The organism is Citrobacter sp. Awk 2, assembly GCF_028069815.1.
Lineage (GTDB): Bacteria > Pseudomonadota > Gammaproteobacteria > Enterobacterales > Enterobacteriaceae > Citrobacter.
The window spans coordinates 1-17,047 of the sequence record NZ_JANEWL010000101.1 but is presented as its reverse complement, the minus strand read 5'-3'; the positions used below and the strand labels follow the sequence as shown (position 1 = coordinate 17,047).

7 protein-coding genes are annotated in these 17,047 nt (G+C 51.9%); 2 read left to right on the top strand and 5 right to left on the bottom strand.

The annotated features are described in order from the left end of the window. Positions 1–19 precede the first annotated feature (19 nt). Both NNO02_RS19525 and NNO02_RS19520 read left to right on the top strand, forming a co-directional pair. Positions 20–9,790 carry a retention module-containing protein gene (locus NNO02_RS19525; protein ID WP_271455529.1) on the top strand — a complete coding sequence of 3,257 codons (9,771 nt, stop codon included), beginning with the start codon at positions 20–22 and terminating at the stop codon, positions 9,788–9,790. Between the two features lie 60 nt (positions 9,791–9,850). Continuing rightward, entirely contained in the window at positions 9,851–10,132 is a 282-nt protein-coding gene (locus NNO02_RS19520) for a hypothetical protein (RefSeq protein ID WP_271442603.1), read from the top strand. 60 nt (positions 10,133–10,192) lie between these two features. Here NNO02_RS19520 and NNO02_RS19515 read toward each other — a convergent pair whose 3' ends face one another. Genes NNO02_RS19515 through NNO02_RS19495 form a run of 5 tightly spaced genes read right to left on the bottom strand, consistent with a single transcriptional unit; the run spans position 10,193 to position 16,838 of the window. Continuing rightward, the gene (locus NNO02_RS19515; RefSeq protein WP_271449773.1) at positions 10,193–12,139 is read right to left on the bottom strand and encodes a bifunctional diguanylate cyclase/phosphodiesterase; all 1,947 of its coding nucleotides are present in this window, start codon (positions 12,137–12,139) and stop codon (positions 10,193–10,195) included. Between the two features lie 9 nt (positions 12,140–12,148). Continuing rightward, positions 12,149–12,841, bottom strand: a complete 693-nt coding sequence (gene lapG, locus NNO02_RS19510; protein WP_442867919.1) for a cysteine protease LapG — start codon at positions 12,839–12,841, stop codon at positions 12,149–12,151. Between the two features lie 2 nt (positions 12,842–12,843). Then, entirely contained in the window at positions 12,844–13,692 is an 849-nt protein-coding gene (locus NNO02_RS19505) for a transporter substrate-binding domain-containing protein (protein ID WP_271455528.1), read from the bottom strand. 28 nt (positions 13,693–13,720) lie between these two features. Next, the gene (locus tag NNO02_RS19500; protein ID WP_271455527.1) at positions 13,721–14,653 is read right to left on the bottom strand and encodes a transporter substrate-binding domain-containing protein; all 933 of its coding nucleotides are present in this window, start codon (positions 14,651–14,653) and stop codon (positions 13,721–13,723) included. Then, entirely contained in the window at positions 14,646–16,838 is a 2,193-nt protein-coding gene (locus tag NNO02_RS19495) for a putative bifunctional diguanylate cyclase/phosphodiesterase (RefSeq protein WP_271455526.1), read from the bottom strand. The genes NNO02_RS19500 and NNO02_RS19495 overlap by 8 nt, the downstream gene beginning before the upstream one ends. Between the last annotated feature and the right edge of the window lie 209 nt (positions 16,839–17,047).

Genomic DNA, 17,047 nt, shown 5'->3' with positions numbered 1-17,047 from the left:
GTATTTAAGTGAGGTTACGGTGAGCAAATTACTCGGTGTGATCAAAGCAATAATTGGACAGGTTTATGTTGTTGACGCAAGTGGCGCACAGCGACGTGTTCATGAAGGCGACAGAGTATATAGCGGTGAAGAAATTGTGACCGGTGCCAACGGTGCGGTAAGTCTCTCTTTACCGGACGGAAAAACGCTGGATGTTGGTCGCAACAGCCACTGGGGCGATCATGGGCTACAGGCCAACTCTACTCCGGAACGTGATGCTCAGGATATTGCCGCCGTACAAAAAGCGATTGCTGATGGGGCTGACCCGACGCAGACACTGGATGCGACCGCAGCGGGTAATGAAGAGCCGGTGCAGTTGGAGGGCGGTGGGGGTGGTCACACGCTGGTCCAACTGGCCTTAACCGGACAAGTTGTTGATCCAACAGCCGGTTTTGACACGCAAGGGCTGGGGAGCCCGACCTGGGATATCAATCTGCCGGTAGGGGGGATTGGGGCTGGTGCGGCCAGTATTTTCCCTCCTGAAGTGCAAATTACCGAGTTTGCGGGTAACGATGGCTACATTAATAACACTGAATTCCACCGGACCCATTTAAGCGGCACCAGTAACCAAAATCACGTCACGCTCACCTTCACCGATAGCCAAAAAAACACATTCACTGTAGATGTCCCGGTAAGTAACGGTCACTGGAATATCGATACCGATCTTGGCGGACTGGTACCGGGAAATGTAACCGTGGTGGCAATAGCGACCGATGTCTCGGGGCGGACCGCACAAACTTTCGACAATGCGTTGATTGATATTACCGGTCCACGTATCGATATTACGGTCGATAGCGTGACCCCAGATAACCTGATTAACCACCAGGAGTCTCTTCTGTCGCAAACCGTGATTCACGGGTCTGTCGGAGGAGATGCAAAGCCGGGTGATGTCGTGACGCTGGTTGTCGACGGTATAACGTATACCGGCACGGTCGACGATCCGGGAACGGGCATTTTGACTTACAACATCCCGGTCCTGACCCAAGGGCTGCTGAATGACCCGACGATTCATGCCTCCCTCACCTCTACCGATGATGCCGGCAACAGCACCACCGTTTCGACCGATCACTATGTCGATAACGATTTGTATGCACAGAATGCGATGACCATCGGGACGGTGGCAAATGATGATGTCGTCAACGCTAACGAATCTCGCATGCCGACCATCATTTCTGGCGTAGCCAGCGGTGATGCCAAAGTGGGCGATCCGGTCACCTTGACGCTTCAGGGTAAAACATTCCATGGCACGGTGTTCGACGACCATGGCCAGCTGCGTTATGAAATTGTGGTGCCTTCCTCAACGCTGAAAGAAGGTGCAAATGATGTGCAGGTGACGCTGGTCAGCCATGACGCTGTCGGTAACGAAGCGATTGCTATTACGCACAAAACTGTGGTGCTGGATACCCAGGCACACAACACCCTGACGATTGACAATGTCACCGCCGATAACACCCTGAACTTCACTGAGCTGTCGGCGAATAAGCAGGTGATTATCGGGGAAGTGCGCGGGGAAGACGCGAAAGCGGGCGACCCGGTGCTGGTGGAGATCAGCGGCCATCAGTATCACGGCCAGGTGATTGATACCGGGAAAAATACCCTCGGCTACCGCATTGAAGTCGACTCTGCTACTTTTTCTGACAACGTCGGTCAGGTGCTGAAAGAGGTGACGGTACACGTCAGCGTCACTTCCCACGATGCGGCAGGTAACCTGGCAATTGCCACCAGCAACCACAACGTACATCTCGATAACTTCGCGGAAAACGCGGTGCATATTGATACCGTCGCGGGTGATGACCTTATTAATATCAAGGAATTTTTAGCCAACGGCGGGATCACGCAAATTACCGGTACCGTGACCGGCGTGGATGCGAAAGTGGGTGATGTGGTTACCCTGGAGCTGAAGGGGGGCGCGGTGATTCACAGTTCGGTTATCGCGCTGGCGGGCGGTGGGCTGGGCTATAGCATTCCGGTAAACAGCCATAAGCTGGTAACTCATCCAGAATTTAGGGTTTCTGTTACCTCTACGGACCCAGTGGGGAACAGCGTCACGCATTCTGAAACCAAAACCATCAGCGCCGACCTGTATACGCAGTCGCATATCACCATTGATGGTGTGACCGCTGATAACGTCATCAACATCAAGGAATCGACGGACAATAACGGCAAGACCACCATCAGTGGCACGGTAAGCGGCGATGCGAAAGAGCACGATACCGTTGAGCTGGTGATTAATGGTCAACACTATTCGGGTGAAGTGGAAAAGCTGGCAAACGGCAATCTGGTCTACCATATCCCTGTAGAGACTAAGGATCTGTTAGCCAACCCGCTTATCCATGCGAGCATTCATACCACGGACGATCATGGCAACGAAATGACGGCGGTGACGAAACATGTCGTTGGGCTGGATCTTAACGCCAGCGCCTCTATCGGCATTGATACCGTCGCCGGTGATGACATTATCAGTAAAGCCGAGTCCGAGCTGCATAAGGCAACCATCACAGGGCCCGTCGGCGGCGATGCGCAGAAAGATGATACCGTCACCTTAACCTTCAACGGTAAAACCTATATCAGCAAGGTTATTGAACTCGCTAACCACTCGCTGGGCTACCGCATTGAGGTCGACACAGACACACTGACGGATGGCAGCGACCAGAAGATCCATGTCTCCATCTCAACCGTTGACGAACACGGCAATACAGCAGCAGCAACGTCCGAGCATATGGTGCATATCGATCTGCACGCTGAGGCGAGCATTACGATTGATAAGGTGACTGCCGATAACACCCTGAACCATGCTGAACTGAATATGGCTAAGCAAATCATCAGCGGTAGCGTTGGCGGTGATGCGAAAGTTGACGATGAAGTCACCCTCGAAATTAATGGCTACAAGTTTACCGGTAAGGTCATTTCACTAGGTAATAACCATTTGGGTTACCGAATCCCGGTCGACTCGTCGGCATTCAGTGACAACCAGGGTGACCAGGATAAACATGTCAACATCAGGGCGACGGTTACCTCCCACGATGCGGCGGGCAACCTGGCGATTGCCACCTGCGACCATAACGTGCATATCGACAACTTTGCGGTAAACCAGGTGCATATCGATACCGTCGCGGGCGATGACGTTATTAATATCAAAGAGTTTTCCGCCAACGGTGGCATTACGCCAATCACCGGCACCGTGACTGGTGTTGATGCGAAAGTGGGTGATACGGTGATCCTGAAGCTGGATGGTGTTACGGTGATGCAAGGTGCCGTTATCACGCTGGCGGGCGGTGGGCTGGGGTACCGCTTCCCGATGAATACCCATATGTTGATGAGCCATCCGGAAATTACCGTGTCTGTTACCTCCACCGATGCAGAGGGGAACAGCGTCACGCATTCAGAGATGAAAACCATCAGTAGCGATATGTACACGCAGTCGCATATCACCATTGATGGTGTGACCGCTGATAACTTCATCAACATCAAGGAATCGACGGACAATAACGGCAAGACCACCATCAGTGGCACGGTAAGCGGCGATGCGAAAGAGCACGATACTGTTGAGCTGGTGATTAATGGTCATCCGTACTCCGGTGCGGTGGTGAAGCTGGCGAACGGTGGTCTGGGCTACTATATCCCGGTTGACACCCAGAACCTGGTCAACGATCCGGTGATTCACGCGAGTATTCACACCACAGATAATCATGGTAACGAAACCACCGCCATCGCAGAACGTACCGTTGGGCTGGATCTGAACGCCAGCGCCTCTATCGGCATCGATACCGTTGCAGGTGATGACATTATCAGTAAGGCAGAGTCTATTCTGCATAAGACGACTATCACGGGGTCGGTCGGCGGCGATGCGCGGGAAGGTAATGACGTCACCTTAACCTTTAATGGCAAGACCTACCACGGCCAGGTCAGTAAGCTGCCTGACGGCTCGCTGGGCTACAACATTGAAGTCAGCACCGACAACCTGAAAGACGGCAGTGACCAAAAGGTCCATGTCTCCATCTCAACCGTTGACGAACACGGCAATACAGCAGCAGCAACGTCCGAGCATATGGTGCATATCGATCTGCACGCTGAGGCGACGATTACGATTGATAAGGTCACTGCTGATAATGTACTGAACCATAGTGAACTGGATATGGCTCAGCAAATCATCACCGGCACCGTCGGCGGTGATGCGAAAGTTCACGATGTTGTCACTCTTGAGATTAATGGCCACACATTTACAGGTGAAGTTATCACGCTGAATAACGGTAAACTGGGCTATCAAATCCCGGTCGACTCGTCGGCGTTCAGCGATAATCTGGGTGACCAGGATAAAGATGTGACATTCAGAGCCACGGTCGTCTCACATGATGCCGTAGGTAATGAGGTCATCAAACACACTGACCATAAAGTTCATATTGATAACCATGCGGCGGCGGCGATCACCATCGATACCGTGGCGGGCGACGATATGATTAACGGCGCCGAGTCCGTTAAGCCGACTACCGAGGTGATGGGCACGGTTTCCGGCGATGTGGATGTTGGCTTTAAAGTTGAGGTTATCGTCAACGGTAAAACCTACGAAACCACCGTTCAGCACCTGCCTGAGCATAACGGCGCGCTGGGCTATAAACTGGATGTTCAGAGTAGCGATCTCGTCGCCAACCCACATATTACTGCGCATGTGGTGGGTCAGGATATTGCTGGCAACACCCAGGATGGTCTGATGGGTAAAGATTTGCAGGTTGACCTCCAGGCAGATGCGACCCTGACTATCGATCCTGTCACCGGCGACAATATGGTCAACGGCGATGAATCCCGTCAGCCGTTCACCTTTGTGACCGGGAAAGTCGGCGGCGATGTACACGTCAACGATACCGTTTATCTGACCGTGAACGGCCATACCCTGACCGGGAAAGTCAGCGATCAGGGTGGCGGTCATTTAGGTTACAAAATTAAAGTCAGCACGGCTGATTTACTGAGCGATCCGCATCTGACTGCGACCGTCAGCACCACAGATGTGGCAGGCAACCCGGCAACGGCCAATGCGCAGACCACGGTAGTGATTGATACCCGCGTGGATGCGACGATTACGATCGATTCCGTTACGTCAGACAACACGCTGAATGATGTCGAACAGCATCAGGCCACCACCGTCGTCACCGGCACTGTGACCGGCGAGGTTCATCCGGGCGATCCGCTGGTGATGACGATCAACGGCCATTCGTATCCTGGTTTTGTTGACGTGATTAGCGGCAATCGGTTGGGTTACAAGATGGTCGTATCGACGTCCGACCTGGTGGCTAACCCGCATATTGTCGTGTCGATGGATATCACCGACGCGGCGCAGAACCATGCCCATATTGTGGCGCATCATGACGTTAATCTGGACAACCAGGCCCTTGCCGCGATCACCATCGATCGCGTGACGGGTGATGACGTTCTGAACGGCACTGAACTGCAGGTGCCTAAAACAACCATCAGCGGTACGGTGGGGGGCGATGCGCAGGTGGGGAATACGGTTCATCTGACCATCGGCGGTCATCAGGTCGATGCCACTGTGGTTGACCTGCCGAATCTGGGTACATTGGGTTATCACATTGATGTGGATACCCAATGGCTGCAAAACGATCCGCATATCACGGCAACCATTACCACCACCGATCCTTACGGCAATACCGCGACGGCAGATGCGACAAGCACGGTGACAATTGACGATCGTGCCGAGGCTATCGTCCATATCGACCCGCTGGTGACGGATGATAACGATGCGGTGATCAACTACAAAGAGGCGCATAACCCGCTGACCACCGTGACCGGTAGTGTGGGCGGTGATGTGACGGTGGGCGATCTGGTCGAACTGACCATTAACCATCAGACCTACTATGCGCAGGTTCATGATGACCACGGTAAGCATGTATTTCGCACCGAGGTTTCAACGCTCGATCTGTTGATGGACCCGAATATCCATGCCGAGGTGACGGCAAAAGATGCGGCAGGCAACGTTGCGCACGGGCATGATGATATGCCGGTAGTGATTGATACTCTTGCTGATGCCGGGATAACTATTGATTCCGCCTCCAGTGGTCGACCACCAGGTAACCCTATTGCGAATAACCTGCTTCCTGGCAGCAGGCCGGACTTTATCGCCATAACCGGACATGTCGTTCCCGATGCGGTTATAGGTGATACGGTGACCATAACGGTGGGACACGGATTTGTCCTGACCACTCAAGTCATTACACTTCCCGATGGTCAACTCGGCTATCAGGCGGATATTGGCTCCGATAAATTCGCAGACAATGGCGATATTCTGGTGTCTATCACCACCCATGATAATCATGGCAACACGGCGACAGCAACAGAGCATAAATTTATCGATCTACCGTGGTTGCACTATACACCCGTGATCGGCAATACGCCTTACGGGTTCACGACGCCGCCAGTGGTCACCCCGCCGACAACGGGGACGGGCGTCACACAGCCGCAGAAGCCGCATGTCCATCTCACGGTCGATCCGGTAACGGGCGATGACGTTCTCAACGGCGCTGAAGCGCAAAAACCGACCACGCCGATTCGTGGCCGGGTAACCGGTGATGCCCACGTTGGCGATGACGTGACCGTTATCATCAATAATCAGTCTCACACTGGCAAAGTGTTTGAGATTCCGGGGCTGCCGGGGGAAATGGCCTGGCGGGTTGATGTTCCTTCGTCCGAGCTTAAGGCGCATCCGACGTTTGAGGTATCCATTACCGTCAATAACGCTGCGGGCAGCGACACCTCGAGCGTACCGAAAACTATTCAGGTCGATACCGATAACCCGGTCCACATCACCATGGGCAAGGTTGCCGGCGATGACGTGATCAACGGCAAAGAAGCGCAAAGCGGTAAAACAACGATCAGCGGTACGGTCAGCGGTGAAGGCATTCATGACGGCAGCGTAGTCTCGCTGCTGGTGAATGGTAATACCTTAACCGCCGCGGTGCATGCCGATCACGGCCAATGGGTTTGGTCGAAGGAAGTCAGCATCAACGATCTGCGTAATACCCCGGATATTATCGCCTCGGTAAGCGCCACCGATGCTGCCGGGAATCCCGGCACCGGATCGACGTCAAAGCACGTTGACGTCGATCTTAAAGCCGATGCGGGCGTCACGGTCGATAATATTACCGCCGACAACGTCCTGAACGCACAGGAAACAGGGCTGCCTACGATTGCGGTGAGCGGTTTTGTTTCGGGTGATGTCCACCAGGGGGAAAGCGTGACCCTGAAGGTTAACGGTCAAACTTATACCGCGATGATTGATGCGAATAAGCACTACACCGTTGATATCAATACATCAGATCTGGTGGCTGACCATTCCATCGAGGCTACGGTGACTGGCCACGATAATCACGGCAACGTCCAGGACACCAGTATCACCAAAGCGTTTTCTGTTGATACCACCGCGACGGCTGCGGTAACGGTTAATACCGTGGGCGGCGATGATGTGATCAATGCTGATGAGATAAAAGCCGGTACGGTCGAAGTCAGCGGCACCGTGAATGGTGACGTACACAAAAACGATAAGGTTTATATCACTGTTAATGGCAATCCGGTTGAGGCTACGGTCATTGAACTGCCGCATATGAACGGGCAGTTGGGGTATAAAGCGTTCGTCAGCACCGCGGATCTGCAGGCTGATCCTACCATTCACGTCAGCGTGACGGGTCATGATGCGGCAGGTAATAGCCAGCCTGCGACGTATGACAAAACCGTGGTCATTGACGATCACGTGGATGCGACGATTGTGCTGGACACCGTGTCCAATGATGACGTGCTGAATAACGTTGAAGCCGGGAAGCCGACCACCACCATCACCGGTTCTGTGACCGGCGATGTTGAGGTTGGCGATTTGGTCACTGTCACCGTCAATGGCAAGGATCTGACGGCGAAAGTCACCGACAGCGGCGGCCATAAGGTGTTCCGTGTTGAAGCCAGTACGGTTGATCTGGTTCACGACCAGCATATTACCGCCCACGTTGTCGCCCATGATGATGCCGGTAACCGCCAGCAGATTGATACTGATAAGACGATCACAGTCGATCGCGTGGCTTCTGGCACCGTTAGCGTTGATAGCGTCACAGCGGATAACGTTCTCAACCACCAGGAATTATCGGGACAGAAGGTCACCATCACCGGCCATGTCGGCGGCGATGCGCAGCTTGACGATCCGGTGACCTTAACCATCGGCAGTACTTCGGTTAATGGCAAAGTCATTACGCTGAGCAACGGTGGTTTGGGTTATCAGATTGACGTGGATTCCGCCGTTCTGCGCGCCAACACATCAATTGATGTGAAGGTTACCGGGCATGACGCGCCGGGAAACCCGTTCACCGCAACATCGACGCATGCCTATTCTGTTGATGAGCAGGCCAACGGCGCTATTACCATTAATGACCACATCGCAGGCGACAACGTCGTTAACCTGAATGAATCGAAGTCAGATACGGTGATTAAATTTACGGTTTCCGGCGATACGCACCCGACCGATGTCGTTGAAGTGAGTATCAACGGCAACAATATGAAGGCTACGTTGGTGCCTGGCTCCTCGACGGTTTATCAGGTTGCGGTTCCGGGTTCGTACCTCAGTGAGGGCGACAATAAGGTTGAGGTGAAAACGACGTTACACGATGGTGCAGGCAACGCGTTAGAGGTGCACGATCAGAAAAACGTGGTGCTGGATACGCATGCTGACGGCACGATTACCCTCACCGATGGTATCGCGGGCGACAACGTTGTGAACCAGAAAGAATCGCTAACGGATACCGTGATTAGCGGGACGGTCACGGGCGATGCGCAGGCGGGGGGAACGGTCACGATCAGCGTTAATGGCCATGACACCATTGCTACGATAGTTGCCGATCCTGCGACCCATACACTGGGTTACCAGGCGGCGATATCGAATGCGTATCTGAACGAAGGCAACAACGACGTTCAGGTGAAGACGACGTTACGTGATGCGGCGGGCAATACGCGAGATGTGAGCGATCACAAAAATCTGATCCTCGATACTCACGCCGATGCCAGCATCGTGGTCGATAAAATCGCCGGCGATAACCATATTTCACGCGCTGAAGCACAGGATACCGTCACGCACATCACCGGTAGCGTAACGGGCGATGTACATGACGGCGAGCACATCAGCGCGCTGGTTAACGGTCATCTGTATGATGCAACGCTGCATCAGGTGAATAACGAACTGCGTTATGACTTTGAGGTGGATACGTCGTCATTCCGTGCCGGGCATAACCGTGTGAACGTGCTGGTTGAGGCGAACGATAACCACGGCAATACCGCACACTATGCGCAAACGCTGAATGTCATCATGGACGATCCCACGCCGATCAAAGGTCAAGCGGTGGACAAGGGGCATCATGCGGCGGTTCAGCATGCCTTGCACGATTTGTTTGACGATAGTGCGCTGTCACTCTCCTATGCCTCTTCTACGAAGGTACATGGGACGAATGTGGCGCAGGGTGTTACAGACAAAGCGAAGAGCGCTCTCGATAACGTTGATCTCAGCGATTTGGCGCGTGAACTGCACGAAGGTGTGGACATCGCGAAATACATTCACAGCGGCGACGATCATCATCTGATTGCCAGCCCGGCGAAGGTCGCGCATGGGATTGATACCGCGCTGTCGGGTCACCCTGGCGGTGATTTACATTCCACGACGTATTCGCTGGATCACCTGATCGCTAAACCTGACCAAAATCACACTCACTAACGGATGCTTACTGCCCTGTGCCAACAGGGCAGTGCATCACGCAATATGTAAGGTTACAACATGAATTCTGTTCCACCAGATGCAAACGCTCATCCTGAAAAAGAAGGGGGGAGCAAAAGCGCGGAACTTGATAATCAACAGTTCCTGGCGATGCTGCAAAAGAGCGACCTTGAAATGGTGCGCGTACTGGACGACCTGATTTACCTGCTGATCCGTAAAGGGGTCATTGCCATTACCGATCTTCCGCCAATGGCACAGGTAAAACTGATGAATCGCGCGAACGCGCGCCAGGAGCTTGGTGGGTTAGAACAACTGCTGGGTAGCGATGACCGTATTTTTTAGCGTAGGCAGGCAGTCAGCGTGCAAGCCGGATAAGCGAAGCGCCATCCGGCAAACACAGTGCTAGTGTAATTGTGACAACGGTGCGGGCTCACCCAGTAGTTGCCCCATCGCGCCATCAATGCCTAATTCCTGCAATACCGTCAGCTCGCCCTGCGTTTCAACGCGTTCAGCGATTAATGGCAGGTCAATACTGCGCGTAGCGTTGCATAACACTTCAATAAACAACCGCTTATCGCTTTCCTGATCAATATTACGAATGTAGCTACTGTCGATTTTCAGCCAGGCAAGCCCCCACTGGGACAGATGACCGATCATATCGAAGCGGCTGCCAAAGTGCTGCAGACCCAGCGAGCAGCGATGCTGGCTCACGGCTTTCACAAACGCCGCCATTTGGTTTGGCCCTGGCAACTGATTTTCATCCAGTTCCAGAATCAGTTGACTGGCTAATCGTGGTGAATATTTCAATGGATTCAACAGGTCCGCCACCGTGTTTGCACTGGCGACGGAACTGCCGGAAATGCTCAGAGCGAGTTTTCCTGGCGCAGTTTTCAGCTGATTTAACGTCAGTTTCAGCATCACCCGGTCCAGACGATGGCTCCAGCCAAAACGGTGGATCCACGGCAGGAATCGACCAGCGTTAATGGTGTTGCCCTGTTCATCAACAATGCGTGACAGCACTTTGTAATGCAGAATGTTGTGCGGGTGCTGGCAGTCCACAACGGGCTGATAAACCAACTGGAATTGCTGATTTTCCAGCGCGTGTTCAAGACGCACAAACCACAGGTGCTGATCTTCGGTCGCCGTCGCCACGTCGGTGGTGGGCACGACCTGATGCTCAGTGTGTGTTTCTACTTCCACCAACAGACGATCGGCCTGAATCAGCAATGTCTGTGCATTATCTCCGGCGCTGAATGGCACCATGCTGGTATAGGCGACGGGCTGTTGGTCTGACATCCCGGTGGCATAAAAGGCCATGAGCTTTTGGCTAAGTGAATTGCTCAGTTCCAGCATTTCGCCGTGCGTGACGCCGGGGCAGAGCAGAGCAAACTCGCCCCCGCGAATACGGGCGACGGTACTGTTGAGAGACGCATATTTTTCTTTCTGCGCTGTCAGCAGGTTGGCGATATTGAGCAGTAACTTGTCGGTATGCGGCCCACCAAAACGTTGGTTTAGCCCACCTAAGTCCTGCACGCGGATTAACATCAGATATCCTGGCGCAGTATCAGCATCGCTCAGGCGTGCCTGAAGCTGCATATCGAATGCCCGGCGGTTAGCGATTCCGGTCTGGCTGTCGAGATAGGCTTCGTTGTGCAAACGTTCACTGTAGATGGCCTGCTCTTCAAATAATGACTTGAGTTTGGTTGCCATCAGATTCATCGCCCCGATAACACGACGCAACTCCGGTGTTTTGGGGAGTTCTGACAGGGTCAGAAACTCACGGCGGGTAATAGCTTCTGACTGTTTCGCCAGGTAATTGAGCGGTTGCAGCAGTTTGCGCAGCAGCAAAACACCAGCCCCCAGGCAAATGAGGCTACAGGACAGCATCCATAACAGATTACCTAACGTATTGTCCCACAGGCGCTGCACAGCAAAGATAGGGTCACTGGTGACTTCAACACGTGCCGCCTGCTGCCAGCCACGCATGATTGTCGCTTCGCCGGTTTGCGCCGTGACATCTACCAGCTCAACAAACCAGGCGGGTACATTGGGGATCGATGCTGCCGCACTCCGCTCAAGGATGATTTTGCCGTTCTTCAGATCGACAATGCGGATTTTTTTGTAGTAACCGCTATCGAAAATCGAGCTGACCATTAGCTCAATCATCGCCGGATCGTTGACATTGGGGGTCAGCGAAACCCCTAACGCTGTTGCCGCATCCTGAGCATGCGAAAGGAGCTGATTGTTGGACTGATCGCGGGAGCTTTCCAGCGTCACAATAAAATTGCCGCTGAATACCACCAGCATAAAGAGAGAGATTGCCAGGAGTAACTGTTTGAAAAGAGACACAGGCGATTCCTATTTATCCATCGGGAAGCCCTCTTCCCGCATTTTTGTGAAAACTTGCTGCCAGCGAGAAAGTCTCTTGCTGTCGCCAACGCGTTTATTGTTCTGTGTGCCCGGGAGCCAGAGACCACTGTTGTTAAAGGAGTACACGGGTAATAAATCGGTACGCTGCGTGGCCGGTGAAAGGGTGTTCGTCAGGCTGTCGAGTACCAGCGGGACTGCGTCCGGCGCGGCATACCAGGTCAATACCATGTGCGCCCGGTTATAGCTCAGGGCTTTAACATAGGTGATGCGCAGCTTCTCTTCGGGGACACCCAACTGCCGGAGCGTAAAATATTTGGCGATTGCGTAATCTTCACAATCGGCCTCACCTTTGCGCAAAGACTCTACCGGCGTTGCCCAGTAGTCCACGCTGTGCCAGACCTCGCTATCTTCGGCGTAATGTAATTGCGTGTTGAAAAACAGGTTTACGGCGCGTAATTGTGTTTGTTCGTCTGCATTTCGTAGTGTGATCAGCAACTGCTGCCAGGCATTGATTCGCTGTTGTGCGTCTGCGCGGGCAGGACCATACAGCGCATCGGATTTCTGCTGAATAGTGGCAAAGTCCCAGGCCGCACGCAGTGAGTTGACGGTGAGTACCAGCAGCAGAGCGCCTGATATCTGCCAGAAGCGAATGATTCGCTGAAGCGTACACGAACGGAAAATGTTCAATTGCTATGCTGGCAATGGACGGCGGGTTGATGATTTATATTTTTGCAGGAATCAGGCATCAGCCATTTTTTACGCAGCTGTGCATCAAGCGGTGAGGCAAAAATATTTTTCAGCGTACTGTTAACAAAGGTCACAAACTGCGGATCGTTCTTGCGCATCATAATGGCATAGTGCATATCACTGCCGATGGTCTCAGACGACACGCTAAATTGTTCGGGTTGTTCATCGTGGTTGATCAGCGGCCAGGACAGAACATCATCGAGGAATAATGCGGCGGATTCATTATGTGCCATTTTCTCGAACGCACCGTTGATGGTGGTGGTGGTAATCGTTGAGATATTGAGATGCTTCTCTCTGTTGACTTTATTAAACTCCAGGAGATCTTTTGAGCTTCCAGTCAGGCTCACTGTCCGTCCTTTTAAATCCTCAAGCGCGTCAATATTGTTTTTGCGCAACGAGATAATGCGCATTTTGGCGATGTAATAGTCAATTGAAAATGAAACGCTGGAGGTCCGTTCCGGCGCGTTAGCATTAACGCCACAATCCATATCTATTTTGCGGGTGTTCAATGCGGAGAAACGGTCCGCAAAGTTCACGGGAATATAGTGAACGGTTAAGCTGTTGAGCTTCAGATACAGGCGTAGTTTATCGGCAATGATGTTGCACAGCGCTACGGTGTAACCCGTGACTTTGCCACTTTTATCGGTGAAAGAGAAAGGCGGTAGTTGACGATAGCCGATGTTTAACACGCTGCTGTACTGGATATGGTCAAGCGTAGCGGCGTTTTGCTGCGCTATCAGTGCAGGGGATGTCGCGACGCCAATCAGCAAGATCAGCCAATGCATCGCGCGCTTTATCCTTGTCATTTCATGATTAATTATATTTTTCATAATCAAAACTGATCTTCTTCTTAGCTGCGGTGAGTGCTTTCAGGTTATCTGACATGGGAATGTTTAAATTAATGGCGCCAGGCGGTATCGGAGACTGAAACCATTTAGTGTACAGCGCGGTAAACTCTTTGCTGGTCATGAGTGACGAGAGCGCACTATCAACAAATTCTTTAAATTCTTTATCGTGTAAAGGGAGCAACAGCCCGGCAGGAAGTGGGGCACTGAGGGCAATTTTTGATAGCGCATAATCTTCGGGATTGGTGGCCTGAGCAATCATTCCTTTCAATAATACCGTGCTGGAGATCAGGGCTGAGTATTCGCCATTCTTGAGTTCATTGAAGGCGGCAACATTATTCGTATCAAGCTGAATATTGATATCAAGGGCATTAGCGGTATTGATTTTTTGCAATTGCTCCACATAAATTGTGCCGCTTTTTACCAGCACGCTATGCCCGGATAGTTCGCCCAAATGGTTAATGCTGTCATTTTTACGCATGACATAGCGGGTGCTGGAAAAGTAAAAAGGCAGTGAGAATTCGCTAATGCTGTGGCGGCTTTTCGAATAAAAGGCAGGTATACACATGATGTCTGCCATATGATTTTTCATCAGTACAAACTGTGATGCCGAATTGGTCTTCACCCATTCAATGTTTAGCTTTTTAAGCTGTAGTTTTGTTTTGAGCGCGCTGACAATATTTTTGCAAATATCAATAGAATAGCCTGCGGGGTCATTACCGTTCTGCCAGGAGAAGGGAAACGCATCATCCTGATAGCCAAGGATGATGGTTTGTGTACTGGCAATCTTCTCCAGCGCATGTAACGACGGGGGAGATGCGGCCGTGCAACGTGTGCAAAAGGCGATCAGCAAAGAAAAGGCCAGCAATACGCGTGTTGTGATGCGTAAGAAGTCAGACATTGCACGCTTCCTCTGCAAAAATCGCTTCGCTAAAGGAGGACAACACGTCATGCTCGCGAAGTGGATAGCTGAAGAAATATCCCTGAACATGCTGGCACTCAATATCGCGCAGAATGTCCCGCTGATATTCGGTTTCCACCCCTTCTGCAGTAACCGACATATTGTATTTATGAGCGAACTGGATAAGCATTACGATCAAATACTGGCTGGCATTATCTTGCTTCAGCTTCTCGACCAGCGAGCGTGCGATCTTAATGCGGGTGAAAGGGTAGATCAGTAAATAATCCAGCGCCGCGTATCCGGTTCCTAAATCGTCCATTGCGATTTCGATGCCCAGAGAACGGATCTCTTGCAGTACGGGCAAGGCAATCGCCTTATCCAGTTTCTCCGATTCAGTGATCTCTATTTCCAGGCGTTCTGCTGACAGTTGGCTGTTACGTAATGCATCTTTAATCACGTCAACCAGGCCGGGGCTATGTAGCTGATAGGCCGAGATGTTGACGGCAACCCGGATGTGTTCCGGCCATTTGGCTGCGGATTCGCAGGACTGGCGAATAATCCACTCACCTAAACGGACAATCAGACCGGAGCTTTCGGCAATATTGATAAAATAATCAGGGTAAATCAGGCCTTTGGTCGGATGGTTCCAGCGGATCAGCGATTCATAGCCATAAACCGTTTCATCATGCAGATTCATAATCGGCTGGTAGTAAAGTTCGAACTCCTCGTTATCAATACCGTCGATGATCTCCTGGTTAATGAACAGACCGTGGGTCTGCGTCATCACCATGCCGTCTTCGAAGAAATGGAAGCAACCGCGGCCATGATGTTTGGAGGCATACATGGCAAGGTCGGCATTGATCATCAATGTGGAGGTGTTATTGCCCTGCCAGGGGGCTGTTGTAATCCCGATGCTGCAGCTAATGGAGAATGTGTGAGTGCTCCAGGTGAAGGGGGTGCTCAATGCCCGAATGATACGTTTCGACAGGCGGTTTGCTTCTTTGACGGCGTTCTCGCTGACCTGTTGCAGGATCGCAAATTCATCACCGCCCAGTCGCGCTGCCATATCGTTAGGTCCCAGTAGCAATTGCAGACGCTGGGCCACGCTGATTAACACTTCATCGCCTGCTTTATGACCGAAAGTGTCATTGACCGGTTTAAAGTTATCGAGGTCGATGAGCAGCAGGTTGAACTGCTTTTCTTCCTGATGGATTTCGCTGACGCGTTTATCCAGCTCAAGACCAAACGAAACGCGGTTAGGTAATCCGGTCAGCGAATCATGATGGGCCATATGCTCCATCTTTTGCGACATCTCATGCATGCGTTGCAGATAGCCGCGTTCTTTCATTGCCACACGCAGTTTTTCAATCGCACCGGCCAGATGGCCAATCTCATCGTCCTGGTCAAGGTAGGGCGTTATGCAGTCGGTCTCTTCATGGGCAATGCGGGTAATCGAATTAATCAGTAACGGAACCGGGCGGAATAACCGGCGCATGAACAAGGTACCCAGCGCCAACGTCACCAGCAAAATGAGAACAAAGATGATGCAGCTCTTTTTCAGCATCGCATCGTAGGCTGCGTACAGGTCGCTCTTTTTACCAATGCTGCTTATCAGGCTACCGAGGATTTCGCCAGATGGCGTCAAAATAGGGACTGCGCTAATAAAGCACTCTTCACCATTAATCTGGGCGAAACCGATGTAGTAATTGGCCAGCACGTCACGCGGCAGGTGTCCGGAGAAGGAGATAATGCCTTCGCCATCTTCCGATTTATTGTTGATGCCGACGTAGCCTTTCTCCGGCGTGTAAAGAAACAGCCAGGTAGGGCTGTGTGTTTGCACCGAAGCCAGCGCCAGGACGTCTACCGGGTTATAGCCGGTTTGCAGAATGGAGTCGGTATCGCCAATTTGTCGGTCGGAGACGATACGGGAGATTTGCCCTGAATCGCTGGTTTCAACCGACACGTTGGTATACACGCTTCTGATGATGTAGGTCATGATCTGTGCATTTGCTTCCGCCCGCTGAACCCACTGCTGCCAGGAGAAGTTGTCTATCAGGCTCCAGCTGGTAAAGGCGCCAGCGCCAAAAGCAATAACGATGCCCGCCAGCAAAAATTGCGTTATTTTGCCGGTGATCGAATGTTGCCACCCCTTTATAGCGCTAAGGGAAAACCGAGACGTTGCCACAGATTTTGTTAATTCCTGAAAAGATAGTGCTAATGCTGAATTGAATTTCTGCTATTACTTAATGGAATAGTATTAGATGACAAATTTGAAACGCCAAGCGTAACAAATAACTAACATTGAACAACGGTGAGTAATGACAGAAATAACGGTATGCGAATATAAATAATGCTGTTCTTTTCGTCAACAGGTAAGTTTGTACACTAAAATAC

Excerpts from the sequence above, each read along its gene's own strand:
- NNO02_RS19505 (WP_271455528.1), bottom strand. The coding sequence starts at position 13,692 with ATGCATTGGCTGATCTTGCTGATTGGCGTCGCGACATCCCCTGCACTG.
- NNO02_RS19500 (WP_271455527.1), bottom strand. The coding sequence starts at position 14,653 with ATGTCTGACTTCTTACGCATCACAACACGCGTATTGCTGGCCTTTTCT.
- NNO02_RS19520 (WP_271442603.1), top strand. The coding sequence starts at position 9,851 with ATGAATTCTGTTCCACCAGATGCAAACGCTCATCCTGAAAAAGAAGGG.